The organism is Undibacterium pigrum, from assembly GCF_003201815.1.
In the GTDB taxonomy this organism is placed as follows: domain Bacteria; phylum Pseudomonadota; class Gammaproteobacteria; order Burkholderiales; family Burkholderiaceae_D; genus Undibacterium; species Undibacterium pigrum.
Window position 1 is genome coordinate 167,574 of the sequence record NZ_QJKB01000002.1, and the last position, 22,465, is coordinate 190,038.

General features: G+C 52.4%; 20 protein-coding genes. 13 read left to right on the top strand and 7 right to left on the bottom strand.

Annotation, left to right across the window (positions count from 1 at the left end; translation table 11 throughout):
- Positions 1-40: 40 nt before the first annotated feature.
- Entirely contained in the window at positions 41-823 is a 783-nt protein-coding gene (locus DFR42_RS07790; protein ID WP_110254425.1) for a substrate-binding periplasmic protein, read from the top strand.
- Positions 824-854: 31 nt separating this feature from the next.
- Here DFR42_RS07790 and DFR42_RS07795 read toward each other — a convergent pair whose 3' ends face one another.
- Complete coding sequence (locus DFR42_RS07795) at positions 855-1,268, bottom strand: DUF2798 domain-containing protein (protein WP_110254426.1); 414 nt, start codon at positions 1,266-1,268, stop codon at positions 855-857.
- Positions 1,269-1,314: 46 nt separating this feature from the next.
- Positions 1,315-1,632, bottom strand: a complete 318-nt coding sequence (locus tag DFR42_RS07800) for a hypothetical protein (protein ID WP_110254427.1) — start codon at positions 1,630-1,632, stop codon at positions 1,315-1,317.
- 147 nt (positions 1,633-1,779) lie between these two features.
- Here DFR42_RS07800 and DFR42_RS07805 point away from each other — a divergent pair, with 147 nt between their 5' ends.
- The 11 genes from DFR42_RS07805 (at position 1,780) to DFR42_RS07855 (ending at position 17,963) form a co-directional block, all read left to right on the top strand.
- Positions 1,780-2,778, top strand: a complete 999-nt coding sequence (locus DFR42_RS07805) for a LysR family transcriptional regulator (RefSeq protein ID WP_110254428.1) — start codon at positions 1,780-1,782, stop codon at positions 2,776-2,778.
- A 238-nt stretch (positions 2,779-3,016) separates the two neighbouring features.
- Entirely contained in the window at positions 3,017-5,026 is a 2,010-nt protein-coding gene (locus tag DFR42_RS07810) for a sensor histidine kinase (RefSeq protein ID WP_110254429.1), read from the top strand.
- Positions 5,027-5,092: 66 nt separating this feature from the next.
- Entirely contained in the window at positions 5,093-5,800 is a 708-nt protein-coding gene (locus DFR42_RS07815) for a riboflavin synthase subunit alpha (protein ID WP_110254430.1), read from the top strand.
- A gap of 46 nt (positions 5,801-5,846) precedes the next feature.
- Complete coding sequence (locus DFR42_RS07820; protein ID WP_110254431.1) at positions 5,847-6,281, top strand: YybH family protein; 435 nt, start codon at positions 5,847-5,849, stop codon at positions 6,279-6,281.
- Between the two features lie 47 nt (positions 6,282-6,328).
- On the top strand, positions 6,329-6,901 hold the full coding sequence (locus DFR42_RS07825) for a protein tyrosine phosphatase family protein (RefSeq protein ID WP_170133441.1): 573 nt from the start codon (positions 6,329-6,331) through the stop codon (positions 6,899-6,901).
- Between the two features lie 153 nt (positions 6,902-7,054).
- Positions 7,055-7,465 (top strand): hypothetical protein, encoded by a 411-nt coding sequence (locus DFR42_RS07830; RefSeq protein WP_110254433.1) that lies wholly within the window; start codon positions 7,055-7,057, stop codon positions 7,463-7,465.
- Positions 7,466-7,619: 154 nt separating this feature from the next.
- The gene (locus tag DFR42_RS07835) at positions 7,620-12,764 is read left to right on the top strand and encodes an alpha-2-macroglobulin family protein (RefSeq protein ID WP_211324192.1); all 5,145 of its coding nucleotides are present in this window, start codon (positions 7,620-7,622) and stop codon (positions 12,762-12,764) included.
- A gap of 605 nt (positions 12,765-13,369) precedes the next feature.
- Positions 13,370-15,739, top strand: a complete 2,370-nt coding sequence (pbpC, locus tag DFR42_RS07840) for a penicillin-binding protein 1C (protein ID WP_110254434.1) — start codon at positions 13,370-13,372, stop codon at positions 15,737-15,739.
- A 90-nt stretch (positions 15,740-15,829) separates the two neighbouring features.
- Complete coding sequence (locus DFR42_RS07845) at positions 15,830-16,156, top strand: hypothetical protein (RefSeq protein WP_110254435.1); 327 nt, start codon at positions 15,830-15,832, stop codon at positions 16,154-16,156.
- 103 nt (positions 16,157-16,259) lie between these two features.
- Positions 16,260-16,937: a DUF2314 domain-containing protein gene (locus DFR42_RS07850; RefSeq protein WP_110254436.1), complete on the top strand. Its 678-nt coding sequence runs from the start codon at positions 16,260-16,262 to the stop codon at positions 16,935-16,937.
- Positions 16,938-17,219: 282 nt separating this feature from the next.
- Entirely contained in the window at positions 17,220-17,963 is a 744-nt protein-coding gene (locus DFR42_RS07855) for a hypothetical protein (RefSeq protein ID WP_110254437.1), read from the top strand.
- Positions 17,964-18,031: 68 nt separating this feature from the next.
- Here the strand turns inward: DFR42_RS07855 and DFR42_RS07860 are convergent, their stop codons facing one another.
- The 5 genes from DFR42_RS07860 to DFR42_RS07880 all read right to left on the bottom strand — a co-directional run bounded on the left by DFR42_RS07860 (position 18,032) and on the right by DFR42_RS07880 (position 21,391).
- The gene (locus DFR42_RS07860; RefSeq protein WP_110254438.1) at positions 18,032-18,358 is read right to left on the bottom strand and encodes a type II toxin-antitoxin system RelE/ParE family toxin; all 327 of its coding nucleotides are present in this window, start codon (positions 18,356-18,358) and stop codon (positions 18,032-18,034) included.
- Positions 18,355-18,630 (bottom strand): type II toxin-antitoxin system Phd/YefM family antitoxin, encoded by a 276-nt coding sequence (locus DFR42_RS07865; protein WP_110254439.1) that lies wholly within the window; start codon positions 18,628-18,630, stop codon positions 18,355-18,357. Before DFR42_RS07865 ends, DFR42_RS07860 begins: the two co-directional genes overlap by 4 nt.
- A 94-nt stretch (positions 18,631-18,724) precedes the next feature.
- Positions 18,725-19,180: a GNAT family N-acetyltransferase gene (locus DFR42_RS07870; protein ID WP_110254440.1), complete on the bottom strand. Its 456-nt coding sequence runs from the start codon at positions 19,178-19,180 to the stop codon at positions 18,725-18,727.
- Between the two features lies 1 nt (position 19,181).
- On the bottom strand, positions 19,182-20,243 hold the full coding sequence (locus DFR42_RS07875; RefSeq protein ID WP_110254441.1) for a serine hydrolase domain-containing protein: 1,062 nt from the start codon (positions 20,241-20,243) through the stop codon (positions 19,182-19,184).
- Positions 20,244-20,308: 65 nt separating this feature from the next.
- Positions 20,309-21,391 carry a DJ-1/PfpI family protein gene (locus tag DFR42_RS07880; protein WP_110254442.1) on the bottom strand — a complete coding sequence of 361 codons (1,083 nt, stop codon included), beginning with the start codon at positions 21,389-21,391 and terminating at the stop codon, positions 20,309-20,311.
- Between the two features lie 82 nt (positions 21,392-21,473).
- On the opposite strand from DFR42_RS07880, the gene DFR42_RS07885 reads away from it, so the two are divergent.
- Positions 21,474-22,457, top strand: a complete 984-nt coding sequence (locus DFR42_RS07885) for a GlxA family transcriptional regulator (protein ID WP_110254972.1) — start codon at positions 21,474-21,476, stop codon at positions 22,455-22,457.
- Positions 22,458-22,465: the final 8 nt, after the last annotated feature.

The window sequence follows — 22,465 nt, forward strand, 5'->3', positions numbered from 1 at the left end:
CATTTGATGCTGGCCGACATTCCGACACTCCGGGAACCCCATGCGTCCATCTCCATCATGGCTGTTGCTGCTACTGCTGACTGGCAGCATCCTGCTTTCACCGGCTGAGGTGCTGGGACAGACACAGAACCGCGAAGAGCGAAGGCTGGATGTTTCGCTGTCTGATATCAACCGACCCAGTACCTTGATGGCTCAAAAAGTCTTGAGCAAGGCGTATGAACAACTGGGTATCAAGCTCAATTTCATCGCCACGCCGGCAGCGCGGGCGCTCAGCATGTGGACTGCAGGCAGGCTGGACGCAGTTTCTGCCAAGGTCATCGACACCGGTTTGCCGGATTCCATCAAGATAGACATACCCATCGTTTATGAAGAAGCGGTGGTGTTTGCTGTGAAAAAGAATGTCAGCGTGGATGGCTTCGACAGCCTGAAGCCCTATGTGGTCGGCTATGTCAGCGGGATTGCCTATCTTGAAGACAGACTCCGGAATGTGCCGCAAAAAGAACCAGCGCCCAGTCTGGAATCCCTGTTCCGCAAACTCGATGCCGGGCGCACCGATGTTGCCATCGACTCACGCTTCAGTTTTTGCCTGGTGCGCAAACTGGGTTTGAACCGCATACAGATACTGGAGCCATCACTGGAAAAAAGGCTGGGCTACCATTTCCTGCATACCAGACACCAGCAAATCGCCACTGCCCTGGAGCCGGTACTACGCAATATGGAAAAAGATGGCAGTATCAAAAAGATACAGGAAGAAGTCATGCAAGAGTATATGGAGCAATGCACAGAACTTTCTGATGCCAGAAACAAGAAAGCCGCAGGCTAGCTGCGGCTTTTCTTTGCATTGCTATTATTGATCAGCGATGTACTGGCAACATACTGGGTTTGCGACTCAGGCCACTCCTGGCTGTTGCTTGCTCTGAGGCTTGCATGATGGCAGTGGCTCCCAGCGCATGTTCAGTGGCAACTGGCTTGCTCAGGCGGCGTGTCAGTTTATTGATCAGGGGTTTGCTGATATAGGCTGCAGGAAAAGCGATTGGCCATACTGTCAGCCATGCTTCCATCCAGGCGCCCACAAAATCATGGCCCCAACCCATCCACATCAGGCGTAATACAGCAGTCGCTACCAGACTGACCAAACCTGTCGTCAGTATGGTAGGCAACATCGACGCCAGGCTTCTGGAGCCAGCCACTACACGCGGTTGGCGCTGTGTGGCTACCTGGCTCTGGACAGAAGCACCAGCAAGGGAATAAACAGAAGAATGTTGCATAAGACCAATTACTTATCTAATCGTGCTACTGTTAAGCCACGGGCGGTTAGCCACGGGCAGCCAGAGCGCGCAATTCAGCGGCCATGTTTGGCGATGTGCCATCGAGGTCGTTGGCGATGCGGCGGATAGTCAGCATGGTGCGCAGGTTGCGTGTTGCTGTTTTTTCTTCGCGGGATTGTTTTGGGCTGATGACCAGCAAGGCAGCACGGAACATACCCAGCAACATAGGTTTGAAAACGATCAGCATGGTAGCCAGGATACCCAGACCCAACAGAGGGCGGGCAGCACCGGCAAAAGCACTGATAGCGATTTGAGAAACTGGCAGGGCGCTGGCTGCTGGAAAGGCGATATTCAGGAAAGTCATGATTTACTCCACTCTTTAAACACTTTGTAATGACGTCATAATATTGCAGTGCATCATATAATTCTAATTTTGATTTACCATATCAATTATGCTGTTTATGAATAATTGTCAGTAAGTATTGGTCATTTATTAACCGGAGCAAATAACGTGAATTTTCTGACATTGGATTTGAATCTCCTGCGCGTCTTTGATGCCGTCATGATCGAGCAAAACCTGACCCGCGCTGCAGACAAGCTGGCCATGACCCAGCCTGCCGTTTCCAATGCCCTGAAACGCCTGCGTCATTCACTCGGTGATGAATTATTGATACGCACAGCCTATGGCGTGAAACCTACGCCGCGTGCAGAAATCCTCTGGCCAGCGATACGCCAGGCACTCTCCAGCCTGGAAACTGCAATTGCCCCCAGCAGCTTTGATGTATCACAGGCACAAACCACTTTCCGTATGGCGATGTCGGATGCTACCGCCGCCCTGTGGATGCCTACCCTGGTGAATGTGCTGGAAAAAGAAGCACCCCGCGTCAATGTACGCATGGTGCCGCTGACTACGCGTGAACCGCGCCCCATGCTCATGCGTGGTGATATTGATATCGCCATCGGTTTTTTCCCGGGTGTGGTCGCCCAGCTCACTGGTGGCCAGGGTGCTGCCAATAGCGCTATCCGCCATGAAAGGCTGTATTCCGGCCACTATGTCGTCGTCATGCGGCGTGACCATCCTCTGGCCAATAAAAAACTGACACTGGATGAATACTGCAATGCCAAGCACTTGCTGGTCAGTTTTTCTGGACGTGCCCATGGCCTGGTGGATGAAGCACTGGCGCAAATGGGGCGCGAAAGGCGTATCGTTCTCACCGTTAATCAATTCTTTACCAGTGGCCGCGTGGTTTCAAATTCTGATTTGCTGACGGTGCTGCCACGCCACCTGGTTGCCGCCACCGGCATGACCGAAGCCCTGGTCTGGAAAGAACTGCCTTTCGCCATGCCTGACGTACACGTAGACATGCTCTGGCATGAACGCGATAGCCGCAACCCTGCCCATCAATGGATACGTCGCAACCTGGTCGACATGACGCATTCGAACTTGATCACGGAACTGGAACATAAGCTGGGACATAAGCTGGAACATGAGATAAAACTCGATACCTGAAGTGAAAATAAGTCACCGCTGAATCGGCAAGCTGTGTATATGCTGTCGGCACGCGTGCATGGCCTAAAAACAACACTGCGTAATACTAGGTAGCGATGGACAACAATCAGGCTTAAAAGCGAGTCTTTCTGCTATTGCTGCGCTAGCAAAAACTTGCTAGGCTAAAAGCAGGGGTTTCTACAGGAATTTTACTTTCACATTTCGGCATGGCTGCAACGCATGATATTTCCACTTTAACATGACCGAAATCCACGCTTCCTGTTTGCGCTTCCTGTTTTTGTTTGCATGGTGCTGCGGTCTCTGCAACACGGCAGCGCATGCAGGTACTGTCAGACTTGCGGCAGGCCAGCAAGAAGTTTCCTTAAGCTCGGCCTGGCAAGTCTACGAAGACAAGAGTGCCAGCTTGCAGGCTGCCGATGTCGCTGATCCTGCACATGCCCAGCTGTTCCGGCCTTTGCAGGGTAATCTCAGTGCTTCCTTTTCTTCTTCCGTATTCTGGCTGAAGCTGGACATACAGCGCAGCCAGGCTGGCCAAAGCAAGCAATGGCTGCTGGAACTCGCGCCTGTCATCCTCGACGATATCCGCCTCTACCATTTTGCTGCAGATGGCAGCATGACGACGCAGCGTGCTGGTGACCGCCTGCCATTTTCCGCACTGGAAATCCGCCATCGTTATCCACTCTTCATGCTGGAGTTGCCGGATACTGAAGTCCATCATGTCTACCTGCGCCTGCAAAGCAGCAGCGCCCTGTTTTTACGTGCCAGCCTGTGGGAGCCATATGCCTTTATAGCGCACTCGAATCAGGTGTCGAATTTCATGGGCATCTACTACGGCATCATGCTGGCCATGATTGTCTACAACCTGTTGCTGGCCGTGTCTTACCGTGATGTTGCGCTACGCTATTACCTGTTGTTGTCCTGCATATCCCTGCTGGCAGGCATGAGTCTGAATGGCCATATAGGCATGTATCTCGCGCCGGACTGGCCAGAACTGGTGGATATCTTGCCCGGGGTCTTGTCGCCTCTGGTAGTGATGAGCACAGCCATGTTCATTGCCAGCTTCTTGCGCCTGCATGAAAAAATGCCACGTATCAATCGCCTGTTTGTGCTGGCCCAGATCATCTGTGTGTTTGCTGCACTGGCAGTGCTGGCCGGGTATTACCCGCTGGTTGCGCCCATCATGCAAATGACCGGCTTCGCCCTCATTTTGCTGATCTTGCCGGTGTGCCTCATCGTTGGCTTGCGCGGTTATCGACCAGGTTTCATCGTCATGCTGGCATCAGCCACCTGGATTACCGGGTTGTCGCTGGTGACCCTGCGCAATATGGGTGTGCTGCAACCTGGCTGGGCGACGGAATATGGTTTCCAGATAGGTTCTGCCGTAGAAGCCATCTTATTGGCGCTGGCGCAGGCTTACCATATCAGCCTGATGAAAATAGAACATGCCCAGACGCAGGCCAAATTGCTGGAAATTTCACAACGTACCGAGCAGGAGCTCGACAGCAAGGTCCGGCAACGCACGGCTGAACTGGCCGAGGCAGTGGCAAGGCTGCAAAAGCTGGACAAGGACAAAAATGATTTCCTCGGCATCGCTGCCCACGATTTGAAAAACCCTCTGACCAGCATCATAGGCATGAGTGATTTATTGCGTAAATTACAGCAAAGCATGCCTGAGCAACAGCGCCAGCATTATCTTGAACGCATCAGCAACAGCGGCCAGCGCATGATGCGCATCATCAGCAATTTGCTGGATGTGAATGCCCTGGAAACCGGTCACCTGCACTTGCAAATGCAAAGCCTGGATGTCAGCAAGATCTTGCAGGATGTGGCCCAGCAATATACCGAAATGCTCAAGGCCAAGGATTTGCAAGTCATCATGGATATACAGGACAAGGTTATCGTCAAGGCCGACTTTGATGCCTGCGTACAAATTATCGATAACCTCTTGTCGAACGCCGTCAAGTATTCACCGCTGGGCAAGCGCATCTGGCTCAGTGTCAGCAATACCGGCGGGGTAGGCATGTTCCAGGTCAGGGATGAGGGGCCGGGCTTGTCCGCCGAAGACCAGCAGCACTTGTTTGAGAAATTCACCAAGCTCTCCAGCCTGCCTACAGCGGGCGAACATTCCAGCGGACTGGGCTTGTCCATCGTCAAGAAACTTAGTGAAGCCTGCGGTGGCAAAGTCCACTGCGAAAGCGTGGTCGGCCATGGTTGCAACTTCATGGTTGAATTACCGCTGGCTGCATAGAACAGATGGCTAATCCCTGAATGGCTTACAATCACAGACATTCAAAGCTCATCACCAACACCCATCATGTTTACAGGCATAGTACAGGGCATAGCCCGCATCGCAGAACTCAAGGACAAAACAGGCTTGCGCACTTACCAGCTGGACTTCCCTGAGGGTTTTTGCAAAGATCTGGAAATCGGTGCCAGCGTTGCCGTCGACGGTGTTTGCCTGACAGTGACGGCCCTGCATGGCGACAATGCCGCAGAATTCGACGTCATGCAGCAAAGCCTGGCCATCACCACGCTGGGTGAATATGCCAAGGATGGCCGCGTCAATGTAGAACGCGCCGCCAAGGATGGTGCCGAGATTGGCGGCCACCCATTGTCTGGCCATGTCGACTTCAAAGCCCATATTGCCCAAATACGCGAGCTGGAAAACAATTACGTGATACGTATCGCCGTGCCACCAGAGTGGCTGCGCTACATCTTCGCCAAAGGCTATATCGCCATCAATGGTGCCAGCCTGACGATAGCCGAGGTCAACCGCCAGGAAGGCTGGTTTGAAGTCTGGCTGATCCCGGAAACCCTGCGCATGACTGTTTTTGCCGAGAAAAAAACCGGTGCCAGCCTGAACATAGAAATTGAACGAACCACCCAGGTCGTGGTCGATACAGTACGCAGCATGCTGGCAGAAACCCTGGGGCCACTGATGCCGGCACTGGAAAGCCTGCTGGCGCAGCAAGGCAAGGACCTGGGGCAAATCCTGCAAAGCCAGGTGCCGCCACCCAAATAAGCCTGATCTGCGCTTGCTTCAGACCTCAACACAATAAAGGACAGCCATGCACAATGAAGGAAATGAGCAAGCCAGCGCAGCAGCCACAACCATATTGAACAATATCCTGCTATGGCAGGACGCCACCGCCGCCGGGGATGTGGATAAGTTGCTCGATCTGATGGATGAAGAAGTGGTATTCCTGGTGGCAGGCCATCCGCCCATGAAGGGCCGCGAGCAATTTGCCCAGAACTTGCGCAATATCTTGCAGACACATCACATCACTTCCAGCTCCCAGGTACAGGAAATTGTCGTGCAGACGGATCTTGCCTATACCTGGTCTTATCTGCAAGTCGAGATTATCCCCAAGCAGACAGGCCAGTACATGAAGCGTGCTGGGAATGTGCTGAGCATCTGGCGTTTGCAGGCCGATGGCAAATGGCGCATCTGCCGCGATGCCAATTTACTGACGCTGGAAACACAGCCTGAGCCAGAAGCGTGAGCATGGGCAAGCCTGTTAACACATTGCTCCACAGGATATTCACAGGCATGTCCACAAGCTTATCTACATACTTATGCACCGCTTTCCTGGGCTTGTCCACAGTCTTATGTACAGGCTTATCCACAGGTGCCTATGCACAAAACACACAAAACGCGCAAAACATTGACGCACCTAATGTCGTTCCCATCACCGCACAACTGACCAGCTCAGGCCAGCCTACTGCCAAAGCCCTGGAAAGCCTGGCTGCGCAGGGCTATGAAGCTGTCATTTACCTGGCACCGCCGCATGTCTCTGATGCCGTACGCGAAGAGAACATCATCGTCGGCCGCCAGAATATGTTGTTTGTGAATATTCCCATCGTTTTCAACAAGCCAGCCGTCAGCGACTACGAAACCTTTGCCGCCATCCTGCAAAGTCTGGGAAATAAAAAGGTGCTGGTCCACTGCCAGGTGAACATGCGTGCATCCACCATGGTCTTTCTCTATCGCGTGGTGGTCGGCAAGGAAGACCCTGTCCTCGCTTATGAAGCCGTCAGCAAGGTCTGGGCACCAAGCGGGCCGTGGAAGCAACTGATGCTGGACGTCATGCAAAAGCACAAGATCAGTTTTGAGCCATATTGATTGTTGACTGTCGGCATGAACACCTACTTTGGTAGGCTGTGTTTTTGTATCCCGCCTCTGTAGTATGCAATTGTGGGCATGTCACTATGCCAGTCATGCTGTCTTAAAGGCTTCATGAATAATCAGCATATTTGATGAACCGGGTGGGATATCGTGATTGACTACTTCAGTAATGCTATCAAGAACGAACATATCGTTACGTGGGGACAAGCTGTACGCGCTTTGCTGATTTCCATACCGGTCTTTGTACTTTTCCTGATCGTTTCGACTGTCGTCGTGGCAGGCGTCGTCGTACTCGCTGGTTTTGCGGGACAGGGCGGGCATGGCACCAACCCCGGCAACACAGAATTTTTTAATTCTGCATTCAGCTATGTAAAAATATTTGGTCTTATTACTTTCCTGAGTTCACTGGCCGTGATACGCGCCATCTGCCTGTGCATAGCTGCCATGTGCCAGGCAAGTTACGGCAAAACCAATATCGTTTTCTTTATATGTACTGGCGTACTTGCTGCTGTCTTGTTGATGATGATGGTCTATTTTACCTATCTGCGCCCGTCTCCCTGAGTGCTGGCGCGAAAGACTGCTGAAAAATCTTCACAACTGCGGAAGAAATCGTAACACCGGAAGATATCGTAACAAGTGAAATTATTGACAATGCCCATGTCATAATCAATGTGCAAAATTTAAGCAATCCATCCAGATCAATCAGGGAAGCACCATGCAAAGCAAATCGTTCAAAATGGCGATGTTGTTCGCCTTATTCATCGCTATCATAGGCGGCGCATATTGGTACAAGAACAAGAGCCCGGGAGCGTCTGATGCGATAGGCGGTCTGGTGGTCAATGACGACCCGAACGCGCCGCTTACCCTGGTTGATGCGGCAGACCGTGGCCTCGATGGTGCGCCCGCACTGGCGCTGACCTTCAGTATTCCCCTCGACAGCAGCAAGACTTATGAAAAGTATTTGCAGGTATTCGAGATGCCACCCTCGGCGGCTGATCTGAAAAAAACCGAGACCAATAGCAACGATGAAGACTATGGCTATGACGATGATGGTCAGCCCAAAAAAGGCAAGGTCAGCACCGTCAGTACCAAGGCAGAAGACACCGGCAGCAAGGGTGGCAAGCCAGTAGCCGGTGCCTGGGTGGTGGGTGAAAATCCGCGCCTCTTGTACTTCCCGCATATCAAGCCGCAAACACGTTATGTGGTCCAGGTGCAGACCGGCCTGCCTGCACGCAATGGCAAGACCCTGGGGAGCGAAGCACGCTATTCGATAGTCTCTGCGCCAGTTTCCCCCTCCTATTATTTCGCCAGCAATGGCATGGTCTTGCCTGCCAAACAAAATGGCGGCTTGCCTATCGTCACAGTGAATGTGCCTGAAGTCGATGTGCAATTCCTGCGCGTGAAAAATGACCAGTTGCCACGCTTTCTGGACCGCGTCATCAATGGCAAGCCCAAAAAAGCCGATGCCGCAAAAACTGAAGGTGAAGAAGGCGAAGGCGGTGAAGACTACAACTATGATTACAGACGCAGCAGTCTGAAAGGTGCTGTGCAGGTTTACCAGCTGGATGATTTGCGCAATATGTCAGACAGCGTCTACCTTGGCCGTTTCATGACCGAGCAAAAAGCCAACAAGCGCAGCGTCACCTATATCTCGGTAGAAGACATCAAGGAACTCAAAGACCCCGGCGTCTACGTCGCTGTCATGAGCCAGCCTGGCCGTTTCCGTTATGAATACCAGACTACTTATTTCTATGTATCCGATCTGGGTCTGCATACACATTTGTATGACAAGTCAGCCGATGCCTTTGTCAGTTCTTTGACTGATGGCAAGGCCGTCAGTGGCGTAGAAGTATCCTGGATGGATGAGGCAGGCAAGGTGCTGGCCAAGTCGGATACCGATGGCGATGGCCATGCAACTTTTGCCGAGCAACCCAAGACTGCCAAGGTCTTGATGGCACGTAAGGGTGAGCAGATTTCTGTGCTGGCCCTGAAAGAACCGGCGCTCGATTTGTCTGAATACGACATCACTGGCTCGCCATTCAAGGCGACACGCTTGTTTGCTTACTCTGGCCGCAATTTATACCGGCCTGGCGAACAATTTGATTTATCGGTGCTGGCTCGTGATGCCGATGGTCGCACCGTGCCTGCCAAGGCCATACAAGCCAGGCTGAAACGCCCCGATGGCAAGGACCAGTTCACCGCTACCTGGCGACCAGACCAGCGCTTTGGCGGTTACCTCGTCAAGCGCATAGAATTACCCGCCGATGCACCTACCGGTTTCTGGACTCTGGAATTGCGTGCTGATCCTGCCGACAAGGTGCCGGGCACGGTATTCCGCTTCGGCGTCGAAGAATTCCTGCCAGAACGCATGAAGCTGGACCTGAGCAGCAAGCTGGCAACGCTGGCCGCTGACAGTGACTACAGTGTCGATGTCGTTGGTAACTACCTGTATGGCGCACCGGCAGCAGGTAACCGCCTGCTGGGTGTGGCTCAGTTTGAGCGCAATAAAAACCCGCTGGCCAAGCAATACCCGGGTTTTGAATTCGGTGATGTCACCGAGAACGAAGCCAAGACCCGTACTGAGCTGGAAGAAAGCAAGTTGGATGATGAAGGCAAGGCCTCCGTCGATGTTGATCTTTCACCCATCGCCAAACGCCGTTCACCTTTCACCGTGCGCACTACCCTGAGCCTGCTGGAAAGCGGTGGCCGTCCTGTCGTACGCAGCATGGAACGCGTAGTCTGGCCTGCCCCCGTACTGGTTGGCCTGCGTCCCATGTTTGCGGGTGAATATGCGCCTGAAGGCAGTCCTGTGGAATTTGAAGTCATACGTTCAGACAAGGATGGCAAATTGCAGGCATCACCTACCTTGCCGGTACGCCTGTTCCGCGAAGACCGCAACTACTACTGGCGCTTTGAAGACCAGCGCGGCTGGCAGTCTGGCTTCACTGAAACCGATGAGCTGGTAGAAACCACTGCAGTTGCCGTGCCCGCCAATGGCCGTGGCAAATTGCGCCTGCCGGTACGTTATGGCCGTTATCGCCTCGAAGTGCTGGACCCGGACACCAAGATGCAAGCTGTCTACCGCTTCTATGTAGGCTGGAGCGCCCGCACAGATGAAAGCCAGGGCGTGCGCCCTGACAAGGTCGCCATGAAGCTGGATAAACCTGTCTACAAGGATGGTGATACTGCACGCCTGACGATCACTCCGCCGCACAAGGGTGAAGCCCTGATCACGGTAGAAGGCGACAAGACCCTGTGGGTAAAACGCCTGTCTGTCGGTGCCGATGCAACGACTATCGATATCCCGCTCAATAAAGACTGGAAACGCCACGACCTGTATGTTTCTGCCGTAGTTCTGCGCCCTGGCAATGAAGGCGACAAGGTGACACCAGCGCGTGCACTGGGTATCGCCCATATCCCGCTGGACAGGGCAGACCGCAAATTTGCCGTGACCATGGAAGCACCTGTCAAAGTGCTGCCGGACAGCACCGTCAAGGTAAAAATCAAGGTGCCAGAAGCCAGAGGCCAAAAAACCATGGTGACCCTGTCAGCAGTGGACGTGGGCATTTTGAACATTACCAAGTTTGCTTCGCCTGATCCACACGCTTTCTTCTTTGCCAAATTGCGTTATGGCGCAGACCAGCATGATATCTATGGCCGTCTCATAGAAAAAATGCAGGGCCAGAAAGGCAAGCTGAAGTTTGGTGGTGATAACACGCCCAAGGCCACCAAGAGCTTGCCGAAAAAGGTCAAACTTATCGACATCTTCAGTGGCCCTGTGCAATTGAATGAACAAGGTGAAGCCGAAATACCATTGGCTATTCCAGACTTCAATGGCACTTTGCGCCTGATGGCCGTGGTGGCTGGTGGCGAACGTTTTGGTGCCAAGGATGCCGAGATGACAGTCGCCGCACCGCTGATAGCCGAGCTGGCGACACCACGCTTCCTGTCCTTTGGTGACACTGCCATCGTCGCGCTGGATTTGCATAATCTCTCAGGTGCAGGACAGAACCTGAAAGTCAGCATCAATGGCGGCGAAGCCCTGAAACTGACAGAGGCAGAACGCAGCCTGAGTCTGAAAGACCAGCAAAAACAAACTCTGCGCTTCCCTATCGAAGCCAAGCCTGTGCCGGGTTTGCATACTATTACCGTCAACATCAGCGGCTCTGGTATCAAGATGGAGCGCAGCTTTGCCCTGACCGTGCAGGCACCAACGCCACAAACCCAGATCACCAAACGCTTTACCGTAAAAGCCGGTGAATCGCTGGATCTCAGGGAAGCTGACCTGGCAGGCTTGCACAAGGCATCTTTGCTGGCGCATATGGTGGTATCGAACAAGGCACCGATTGATATCCGCGCTGCCATCCAGGGTTTGCTGACTTACCCCTACGGCTGTGCCGAGCAAACCACAAGTACTGCTTACCCGCATGTATTCGTCGATGAAGAAGCCGCCAAGCGCTTTGGACTCAAGCCCTATACACGTGAGCAAAGGGTGGAAATGCTGGACAAGGCCATCGCCCGCCTGGCCACCATGCAGGCACCGAATGGCGGCTTCAGCCTGTGGGGCAATGTGTCGGAGTATGAATACTGGTTGTCTGCCTATGTCACCGGCTTCCTGGTGGATGCACGCGAACAGGGCTTTGCTGTGCCAGATGCCATGTATAACAAGGCACTGGATTTCCTCCTGCGCGGTTTGCAGGAAGGGGTAGCACGTTTGCCAGCTGCTGCTCCAGCAGCCGCGACCTCCACCACTACCAATGGCACCGGTTTGTGGGAAGAAAATCGTGTTCGTGATAATGGCCGCTTCAGTGTGCTGGCAGCAGGTGCCTATGTATTGGCACGCCAGAACAAGGCACCACTGGCGACACTGCGCCAGATGCACGATGCCCGTGGCAATGCGCAATCTGGCCTGGGCCTGATACAACTGGGTATCGCCCTGAAGCAAATGGGTGACAAGGCACGCAGCGATGTCGCCCTGGCAGAAGGTGTCAAAAAAGGCCGTGACAATGGCTACTGGTGGTATGACTACGGCAGTAACCTGCGCGATGCTGCCCTGTCCTATGCCTTGCTCGACAGGCATCAGATCACGCTGGCTGGCCGCGATAACCTGATTGGCGTCATCGCCAATGAGATGGAGAAACACCGCTACTACAGCACTCAGGAAAAACTCGCCCTGTTCCTGGTAGGCCGTTCTTACAGCACTGGCGAAACAGCAGCATGGACGGGCACCCTGGCCGTTGCAGGCAAGACCGATGAATTGTCAGCCAAGGCCACGCTGTTCCGTGAATTGCAGGCCAGTGAACTGGCTGGCGGTGTCAAACTCAGCAACAACAGCAAAGACAATCTGTATGTGGAATTGTCTGTGACTGGTAATCTGATCAAGCTGCCGCCTGCCAAGACTGATGTCATAGAACTGAGTCGCAAGATGTATGCTCCAGACGGCTCAGAAATCGGTAACCGTGCCCTGAAGGTAGGCGAAACCATCATCATGCGCATCACAGCCCGCAGCCGCAGCGCCATGGGCACAGGCATGATAGTCGATCGCATCCCGGCTGGCCTGGAAATCGAGAACACGAATATCGTTCAGGGTGAGCAAATGAGCACAGTCACGATAGATAAAATCAACCCTGCCGAAGCCATGCAAAGTCCGCACATCAAACATGTCGAGTTCCGTGATGACAGGTTTGTGGCAGCAGTACGCATGGACTGGAATGTACTGAACCTGTTCTACCGCGTGCGGGTAGTGACACCAGGTAAATTCGTCATCCCGCCGCTGTATGCTGAGGATATGTACAGGCCGGATTTGTATGGGCAAACGGGTGGGACGGATGTGTTGACTGTGGTGGAGAGTGGGAAGTAGTAGATATTGAGAGTCGTAGGTTGGGGTTGATCTTGTAGGTTGGGCTACGCTTCACCAGCCCAACACTTGGCCTTTGAACAGCGTATTCGTTCATTATGGTTAGACCTAAAACCTCTCACCACAGAGGCACCGAGACACAGAGGAAAAGCGGAGAAATGCTCGTCGATGAACGGCAATTATAAAGACGTCGCTCCAGCGAAGGCTGGAGCCCAGCGGCGTTCGTTGCATTACCGTACTTCGATTAAAGCGATCGCCCTTCGCAGATGCTAGCCGGGTCTCGGCCCGGCGGCCGAAATCCTTTCTTTGCTTCGCCAAAGAAAGGATTCAAAGAAAGGCGACCGCAGACTTGCCCTTCGGGTGCTTGCGCTGCGCTCCAGCACAATTTGCGCATCACAAAAAATGGGAAAGCTTCGAAACTCGCTACGCTCAAACAACGAAGCTTTCTGATCCATTTTATGTGATGCACAAATTGCTACGTCCCAAGCGGTTGAAAAGCAAAGTCAAAAACAACAGCAACAGCAACACCGAAAACAAGATCAGTTCGACCAACATCCACAATACCCATTTGCCGTTTATTTGATTTTTCTATATCCGATTTCCACCGCATGACGCTCAATCTCAAGAAGTACGCCAACTTCACTTCCCTGCGTAAAACTCTGCTCATTCATAAAAAGAAATGCGCAGCAATCATCATCGTCGTCCTGACCTTCATCATCGCCGACCTCTGCTTCCCCCTGCCCAAACCAGGCCGTGACTCCCCCTACGCCATGGTAGTCCTGGCCCGCGACGGCACGCCTTTACGCGCTTTCCCTGACAAAGACCATATCTGGCGTCACGCCATCAGCCTGCAGGAAGTCTCGCCCTACTATGTCGATGCACTGACGCAGTATGAAGACCGGGCATTCTGGTGGCACCCCGGTGTCAACCCGCTGGCATTGACGCGGGCAGCATGGCAGTGGCTGCACAATGGCAAAATCGTCTCCGGTGGTTCCACCATCACCATGCAGGTGGCGCGCATTATTGATCCCACGCCGCATACAGTGCGTGGCAAACTCAAGCAAATTGCCCGTGCCCTACAACTGGAAGCGCATTATTCAAAAAAAGAAATCCTGACCCTCTACCTCAACTATGCCCCCATGGGCGGCGTGCTGGAAGGGGTGGAAGCTGCCAGCCGTGCCTACCTCGGCAAGCCAGCCAGTCGCCTCACACATGCCGAGGCAGCGCTGCTGACGGTGCTGCCGCAATTACCGTCCGTCTTGCGGCCAGACCGTTATCCACAACGTGCGCAAGTGGCGCGTGACAAGGTGATACGCCGCATGGAGGGCAACTGGAGCAAGGACATCATTGCCGATGCCCTGACCGAGCCTGTGACCGCCCAGGTGGTGCGTGAACCTCTACTCGCGCCCTTGCTGGCACTGCGAATGAAGCAGCAAGCGAAGCGTGCAAAAAACCAGCAAGCCGTGATCCAGACTACCGTCGATACCGCAATCCAGCAAACAGTAGAAACCCTGCTGGCAGACCGCATACGGCAATTGCCGCCACGCGTTTCCATGGCAGCGATGGTGATGGACAATGCCACGTTTGAAGTGCTGGGCTATGCCGGTTCGGCAGATTTTAGCGACCGTGAACGTTTCAGCGATGTCGACATGGTGCGGGCTGCGCGTTCGCCAGGTTCTGCCCTGAAACCCTTCCTGTATGCATTTGCACTCGATGAGGGTCTGATCCACTCAGAGTCTTTATTGTCCGATACACCGCAATCTTTTTCTGGCTATCAGCCTGGTAATTTCCAGCAAAACTTCCACGGCCCGGTCAGTGTTTCTGAAGCCCTGGTGAAATCCCTGAATGTGCCTGCGGTTGAAGTGCTGGAACAACTGGGTTCATCGAATTTTGTTTCCATGCTCAGGCGCGGTGGCTTGAAGCTGGAATTCCCGCGTGGTGCCACACCCAACCTCAGTGTCATTCTCGGCGGTGCAGGCGCCAAGCTCGAAGACATGGTTGGTGCTTATTCTTCCCTCGCCCGCAAAGGCATGGCTGCCGTACCGCGCATGACACCCGCCGCAGCACGCAAGGAACAAAGGATGATGAGTGAAGGTGCCGCCTTCATTGTGCGCGATATACTGGAAACCGGCGGGCCAGTGGCACGTGCCGTTGAAGGCAATGGTAGCTACCGCGGCATCGCCTGGAAGACCGGCACCAGTTTTGGTTTCCGCGACGCCTGGGCAGTCGGCGTCAGCAATCGCTACACCATAGGTGTCTGGGTAGGGCGGCCAGATGGCACGCCCAATCCTGGCTTCTTTGGTGCGAATGTCGCCGCTCCCTTGCTGGTGGATATCTTTACCGCCATACCCGATGGCCGCAGCCCCAGCCCGGCCGCCCCACCTGCCACTGTCAGCCAGGAAAAAATCTGCTGGCCGCTGGGCACACGCGCCAGCGAACAGCCAGAAAAACTCTGCCCGCTGCAACGCACGGCATGGATCTTGAATGGCGCAGCACCACCAAGCTTTGCTGATCGCCTTAAAACCGCCTCGCCAATTTTCACTTACTTTGTCGATAGCCAGAGCGGCTTGCGGGTAGCACCAGAGTGCAGCAAGCGCCCCATGGATAAATTGCAGGCCGCCCGCTGGCCATCCGCCCTCGAACCCTGGCTGGACGCAGGCCTGCGCAAAGTCGCCCTGCCACCCGCCTGGGCAACAGAATGTGCAGCGATCTACAATGCCGATGAAAGCATCAAGATAGTCGGTCTCAGCGATGGCGAAATCCTGCACAGGGCCAGCGGCAAGGAAGTACCCAAAGCAAGGCTGGAAATCCGTGGCTCTCAGGCAGAAGTCAGCTGGATGGTGAATGGTCATCTGGTGGCCAACAAACTGGCCAACCAGTCGCAGATCATAGAATTCCCTGAAGCCGGACGCTATGACATTACCGCTTTTGATGCTTATGGAAGATACGATAGAATCAGTATCGGCGTAACAAAGTAAAGCTATGTAAAGAAGCGACTATCTTCACTTTTTCTTCATATTTTTTGCTTAAGATCTATCCTGTCATCAACACCCTTGAAAGGAAACAGGATGAAAAACTTACTAAACCTGGCACGCGCCAGTATCTTCATGGCGGCATTAGGTGCCAGCCTGTTTGTCCATGCCCAGCCTCCCGGCGGCGACCAGAAAAAACCGCCTGAAGCTGGCAAAGACGACAGACCACCCCGCGAACCACCACCACAGGCTTATGAAGATTGCAAAGGCAAGAAAGAAGGTGCGCTAGTGCAAATCACCACACCACGCGAAGGCAAGATTTCTGCGACTTGCACCAATTCACCCAAGGGTTTGTTTGCCAAACCAGAACGGCCACCACGACCACCGGAAGGCAAGGACAATAATCCGCCACCCAAGAAATAAATTGTCACAATAAAATTTTTCTTTACGTAGATAATTTCCATGCACAGCGGATTGCCAGAGTAGAATTTCCTATTCTGATAATCCTGCATGCGATGGAATCTACATGAGTGAAGAAAAATTAGTCCCCGTTTTTATCCCGGCGCTGGTCGCTATTCTGGTCAATGTAGAAGACAAGAAAGGCAGCCCATTAAGCTATGACGAAGTCATAGAAATCCGCGACAATGCCAGTGTCATCATGATGGAAAAACCCGATGCTGGTGAACTCGCCGAATCACGCGGCTATGACGATATCGATCCAGAAAATTGCTGGTATGACTGGCAAATGTACAGGAGAGATATGGGCCGCAAGCCTGATCTCGACCCCGGTATAAAAATCACCATGAGCAATTCAAACGATGCGAGCATGCAGCAAGCTTTTGCAGATGCCCAGCAATCATTGCCACACTTCAGAAAGCTTATCCACAGCAATACTGAGGAAGAATTTTTCCCTCTGATCAAAATCAAATTTGTACTTGCCACTGGCAATATGTTTATGTGGTTGAGAGTGATTGAAACCAGCGATACTGGCTTCACAGGCGAGTTATTTGAAGTACCCGCAGAGCTGCGTGATTATGAAATTGGTGACACTTTCAATCTTGAAGATGCAGCGATCATCGACTGGATGATCAATCACGATGGTGCCATGCATGGCGGCTATACCATCAGGGCGCACAGGGCAACGCTAAACGCGGAAGAGCAAGCGAGGCTGGATACGCATTTGGGTGTCAGGGATTATCTGTAAGTTTTTTGTAGGAGCGGCTTCAGCCGCGAATTGTCAACGCTGCTAGCCTGAAATTACTACCGGATTTTTAAAATCATGCATGCGAATACGCAAGCTTTTGGCCTATCAAGCTCCATCATTTAAAAGTCTTGAAATATCGTAAAATTAACGCGTGCATATTTCTCCCCTCAGAGAAGCGTTTGCTCGAACGCAAACTTCTTAGATGCGAAGGACTCAGTATAATCGGTGCAAAACTAATCTTACCAACCAAGCCAAATATAAATTCCGAAGAAAAGACAAACGATGTTAACCAAAGAAGACCTTGCGACAAATTTTTCGGGAGTATGCGAGTTAGGCCAAGGTGTATTCAAATGCCTGGATGAACTTCCTCAAAAAACCTACTTTAACTATATAAAATTTGGGGCAATAAATGACAGTGGGCCAGACTTATTGCTTGTCTCGGAAAACATTGAAGACGACGTCTTTGCTTCGATAGTATTTTCCAGCTTGAGCAGCATCAATTATGCAGATACGCTTCAACTCACCATATTGCCTGAGAACGGCTATGGCTTTACAAACGTAGTTTTGGCAGGGCCAAGTTATCATCGTCATTTTAAGGGCAGGCTAGATGAAAAACGAGATAATTTGCTATTGTGTATCCCATCGTATCAATGTGAATTCACGGCTACTGAAAGCATAGAAGATTTTTTTCTGGTGCGTCGCTATATTACTCCCTCAGAAGATTGGCACAGATCACAATCGCCAATCATACGTCTTCGTTGCGACAATCCTAAAACACAATCTGGAACAGGGGAAGAAACGGTCCTTGTCAGATTCTCCAATCTCGTAAGCGAGATTGGCATGCTCAGTGGAGTTAGCAACGGCTACATTGAAATTAGCAACTACGAAAATAGGGCTATTGAGATATTGTCGCCGTCAATAGACGAATTTATCCTAATTCGTGAACGTGACGATCAAACGCGCGAAACAATCACGCACCAAAACTTGCTAGACTCAGTTTGGAAGTTTTTGGTAACAACTGTTTAGCGCGTGTAGGTGCGATTAGATTGTAACGTAATCGCACGCATGTCCAGCCTGGAAATACCACTTGTCATTTATTTTCTCATCAATCTGTCGTAAAGAACGCTGGCAAAATCCCTGTTCGTATCCACAAACATGTGAACGAAAATTTCCTCGCCCTTGATCTGGTAGATGACTCTGGTTTGTCCTACCAGGCGCTGCCGATAATGGACAAGGCCAAGCGCTTCAATTTCTTCAGGGACAAAGCCGGCAACTGGCATATCAGCGATTTGCTGGAACATTTTTTTGAATTCTGCCTCAACAGTCATCCATACTTTATCGCCGAATTTTCTCTTCACATAACTGCGTATTTCACGATAGTCGTCTTTTGCATAAGCAAGGACTTTGACTTTGTGACTCATTGCTGATTTTCCTTCTCCATCTCGGCAAAAAAGTCGTCAGCGTCTTGAAATTTAGCTTCTTCAATTTGTTTATTGCCAAGCGCGAGGATTTTTAGCAAAGCCATGGTTTCCTGCTGTTTCTGATAGCTGTCGATGTCCATGACAACCATTTTCGCTTCCCCGTTCTGGGTGATGATCAGAGGATCACCATGGTTCTCACTAAAATCCCTGGCGATCTCGGCGGCATTTGCTTTCAAGTAGGAAATGGGTTTGATTTGTTCGGAAAGCTTCATGATCGCTCCAGATGAATAACGGACAGGAAGTCCAATTATAGTCCAAATATGGTCTATGCTCTTCTTTAAGAATCATGCGTGCGAATACGCAAAGCTATTCGTACCTTGTATCGGCCTGTGGATAACACAGATAGTAATTATCAAACTCGGCTACTTCGCGCAAAACAAAGCCATGTCGAAGATAAAAACGGTTGGCATCACTGTCACGCAAGGCACCAACATGGATGACTTTTCCGAGTTCGTCGGCCTCTGTCAATATGAGCTTCATGACTGCACTACCGAGACCGTGTTGCTGAAAATCTGGATGCAGGTAAAAATGGTCTAGCAAGAGATCATTGTCCTGCGGACGCAGTACTACAAACCCGGCGAGCAAGCCATCCAGTTTGATGAGCCTGGTATATTCGGTTGCAAAATTTTGCAGCAAACGCTGTCTTGCTCTCTCTGCATCAAAGCGGCCTATGCGTTCAAGACTGGGGCGCATGGCGAAGACGCGCAGTTCAGCCAACTGCGCGGCATCATCGAGCGTGCAAGTTTCAAGTTTTAAATTCATTTCACGAACAATTCTGCACCAGCAATTTCGCCATGTGGATAAAAACATTCTTATCCACAGTTTTTACATCCCATTTTCCCTGCACAGGAACGCGGCGCTGGTGGGAAATTACCATATCCAGTCTGGGGATAACCAGCAAGTATTGCCCATGCAAACCCCAGGCCATGTAAGCGCCTTGCAGCGGTGAATCTACGGGTTCTTCGAGTACCCACCACATATAGCCATACGCAACACGACGTGCTGCTGTGCTGGCTGGATGCATCTCGGATGATGGCGTATAGATGCTGGTGCTCAGGCGCATCCAGTCTGCTGGTATCAACTGTTTGCCATTCCAGTTGCCTTCGTGCAGGGCCAGCAGGCCTATGCGTGTCATGTCCCTGGTGGATAAAAGAAAATGATAAGGCAGATGGATGGATTTGCTGCTGTCACCAAATTTCTTTTGTGCGCTGAGTTTATAGTCCTGCAATTGCAGGCTTTGGGCGATGTCTTCATCAAACAATTGATAGATACTTTTTTGGGTAGCATTTTCCAATACGGTGCCTGCTGCATTGAAGTCCCAGTTGTTATATAAAAAGTAGCTGCCGGGGGCGTGTGAGCCGCGTGCAGGGGCATTTGCCAGATCATCGCCGCTATTGGCGGCAGCATGGAAAACACCTGAGCGTGCCGTCAGCAAGTCGCGCAGTCTGGCCTGTTTTTCTGTGGATAAGAGGCCGCCAACATCGTCAATCTTTGCGGCCTCCAGGGTCTGGTCCAGATTGATGGTGTCATTGGCGACGTATTTGCCATACAGCATGGACAGGATGCTTTTGCGCTGTGACTCTATGATGCCTGGTACGTCGGTACGACCATAGCTGTACAGGATGCGACCATCCTTGATGGCGAGCAAGGCAGTGGTGGCCTGCTTTTGCACGTAGTCATCAAGCTCGGTCTGGCCTTGTTTGCATGTCGCACTGGTCGTGGCAACGCTGTCCCATTCAACACCCGGGAAAACTGTGGTGGCATGGCCAGTCAAGCTAATAGCCGTCAGCAGTGTAAGCAGTAATTTGAGTTTGTAAGTAGCCATGGATACCCTTTCGCATGAGCATAGTACTACTTGACCAAAATCTAATCACTTGGTTCCTGGCCCCTCTATTGCGGGTATTCCATAAACGTACTGACCAATGCCCTGGTCGCTTGCCCATACGCCTTGCCTATTTCCTGCAAGGCCTTATCCATGGCTAGTGCCGGGGCGATGTCGGTAAGCCAGTGGTGCTCTTTTTTCAGTTTTTCTAAAACTGGAGCATCTGCAACCGCGTCGGGCAGCAGTTGCAGGCCATAGCGGCTCTGTACTGCCTGCATGCTGCTCGCAAAGGTTTTTACTTGCGAACGATAGGTGCGCGACCAGGCATCGGCGTACAGGGCCAGGGCGATATCGTTCACGCCTGTGCTCAGTGGCAGGGCGATTTCTTCATGCGACCAGAAACGCAGCCAGTTGCCTGCAATGGTCGTGACATGGGCGAGGCTCATGTTGAATTGCTGGCTGTCGTGTGTGGATAAGTAATCATTTATCCCCAGCTCACTGGCCAGCGCAGTGGCTCGTTCATGACCAGCGATAGAAGCGACCAGGGCCAGTGATACTGGCAGGGATGCCGTTACCCCGGTTGTGGTGATGATCTTGCCATCGGCCATGTAGCGCTGGTTGCGCACCCAGGTCGTGTTTGGGAATTGCTTTTGCAAACTATCCATGGAATACCAGAAACCCACAGCGCGGCGCTGTTCCAGCAAACCGGCATGCGCCAATACCCAAACACCGTCGCAGATACCAACGATGACAGCGCCCCTGGCAGCCTGGGCCCTGACCCAGTTTTGCAGTACCGCTGCCTGAACATTGTGCAGGGCCGGGACGATGACATAATCAGCACCTTGTGGATAAGTCTGGTCAAATTCTGTCATTGTCGTTTCTGCCTGCATTTTGAGTGCAGGGTAGAGATGGACCACGCCGCTACCCGTTGCTACCGACAAGACTTGCGCTGTACCGCTAGCCTTGAGCACAGCATAGGGCACGACAAAGTCGGTGAGCTCGGTCATCTCATTATCTGCGACCACGGCAACGACGGGCTGTGCACGGCCAAAACGTGGTTGATAGTCAGGTAAAGGCATGGGCAAGCTACCTGCTTTGGCCATGGAAAGGCTCAAGGCCAGGAACAGGAAGAGCAGGATTTTTGTTTTCATCAGTACACCGGGGGTTTATCCACAGGCACACTATAATCATCAACATCTTGGCCGCAGTGCCAATCTTGTCGCAGATTCTGCCATGGATACAAAATCACTTATCATTGTCTTTGTCACCCTGAATGGTGTGCAAAGCCTGGACCTGTCTGGCCCCATGGAGGTGTTTGCCGTGGCCAACCAGCACAAGCAGTCAGGCATGCCCACCTATCGCCTGATAGTCGCCAGCCCGCATGGTTGCAGTATCACCACCCACGCCGGGCTGGAAATACATGGGGTATGCGCACTCAGGGATTTGCCCACAGAGATTGATACCATCATCGTCACCGGTGGTAGTGAGGCTGCAATGCGCGAAGCTGCGGGAGAGAATATCCTGCTGCCCTGGTTGCAAGCGCGCAGTAAAGATACCCGCCGTATTGCCAGCGTCTGCATAGGTGCGCTGGTACTGGCTGCTGCCGGTCTGCTCAATGGCCGTCGCGCTACTACTCACTGGAATAGTTGTGCGCTATTGCAAAAGCTCTTTCCTGATGTGAAGCTCGATGCTGATGCAATCTTCACCGCCGATGGCCCCATCTATACCTCGGCAGGAGTCACTGCCGGCATAGACCTGTGCCTGTCACTTGTGGAAACTGATGTTGGCCCGGCCTCAAGCCTGGCGGTAGCACGTGAACTCGTGCTGTACATGCGCCGTGCTGGCGGGCAATCGCAATACAGCACTACCCTGCAAAATCAATCCCTTGCTGCGCCACGCTTGCAACAATTACTCAGCGACATACTGGCCAACCCGGTTGGTGACTTGCGTAGCGCCACGCTGGCAGCGCGTGTACACATGAGCGAACGCACTTTTTCGCGTGTTTTTCAACAGGAAACAGGCACCACCGCAGGACGTTTCGTCGACACTGCCCGCCTGGAATTTGCCAAGAACTTGCTGCTCACTACAGATTGGCCACTGGCCCGTATCGCTGACCGGTCCGGCTATAACAGTCTCGATACCCTGCACCGCAGTTTTATCAAACACCTGGGCACCACGCCCGGGTTTTTTAGAGACAGGTTCGGCAGTTCAACATAAAATTCCGT

Bases quoted from the DNA above. Each gene is read 5' to 3' on its own strand.
- DFR42_RS07880 (WP_110254442.1), bottom strand. From the start codon at position 21,391: ATGAAAACAAAAATCCTGCTCTTCCTGTTCCTGGCCTTGAGCCTTTCC.
- DFR42_RS07835 (WP_211324192.1), top strand. From the start codon at position 7,620: ATGCAAAGCAAATCGTTCAAAATGGCGATGTTGTTCGCCTTATTCATC.
- pbpC (WP_110254434.1), top strand. From the start codon at position 13,370: ATGACGCTCAATCTCAAGAAGTACGCCAACTTCACTTCCCTGCGTAAA.
- DFR42_RS07800 (WP_110254427.1), bottom strand. From the start codon at position 1,632: ATGACTTTCCTGAATATCGCCTTTCCAGCAGCCAGCGCCCTGCCAGTT.
- DFR42_RS07850 (WP_110254436.1), top strand. From the start codon at position 16,260: ATGAGTGAAGAAAAATTAGTCCCCGTTTTTATCCCGGCGCTGGTCGCT.
- DFR42_RS07885 (WP_110254972.1), top strand. From the start codon at position 21,474: ATGGATACAAAATCACTTATCATTGTCTTTGTCACCCTGAATGGTGTG.
- DFR42_RS07875 (WP_110254441.1), bottom strand. From the start codon at position 20,243: ATGGCTACTTACAAACTCAAATTACTGCTTACACTGCTGACGGCTATT.
- DFR42_RS07815 (WP_110254430.1), top strand. From the start codon at position 5,093: ATGTTTACAGGCATAGTACAGGGCATAGCCCGCATCGCAGAACTCAAG.
- DFR42_RS07820 (WP_110254431.1), top strand. From the start codon at position 5,847: ATGCACAATGAAGGAAATGAGCAAGCCAGCGCAGCAGCCACAACCATA.
- DFR42_RS07825 (WP_170133441.1), top strand. From the start codon at position 6,329: ATGTCCACAAGCTTATCTACATACTTATGCACCGCTTTCCTGGGCTTG.
- DFR42_RS07865 (WP_110254439.1), bottom strand. From the start codon at position 18,630: ATGAAGCTTTCCGAACAAATCAAACCCATTTCCTACTTGAAAGCAAAT.
- DFR42_RS07845 (WP_110254435.1), top strand. From the start codon at position 15,830: ATGAAAAACTTACTAAACCTGGCACGCGCCAGTATCTTCATGGCGGCA.
- DFR42_RS07855 (WP_110254437.1), top strand. From the start codon at position 17,220: ATGTTAACCAAAGAAGACCTTGCGACAAATTTTTCGGGAGTATGCGAG.
- DFR42_RS07870 (WP_110254440.1), bottom strand. From the start codon at position 19,180: ATGAATTTAAAACTTGAAACTTGCACGCTCGATGATGCCGCGCAGTTG.
- DFR42_RS07795 (WP_110254426.1), bottom strand. From the start codon at position 1,268: ATGCAACATTCTTCTGTTTATTCCCTTGCTGGTGCTTCTGTCCAGAGC.
- DFR42_RS07790 (WP_110254425.1), top strand. From the start codon at position 41: ATGCGTCCATCTCCATCATGGCTGTTGCTGCTACTGCTGACTGGCAGC.
- DFR42_RS07860 (WP_110254438.1), bottom strand. From the start codon at position 18,358: ATGAGTCACAAAGTCAAAGTCCTTGCTTATGCAAAAGACGACTATCGT.
- DFR42_RS07810 (WP_110254429.1), top strand. From the start codon at position 3,017: ATGACCGAAATCCACGCTTCCTGTTTGCGCTTCCTGTTTTTGTTTGCA.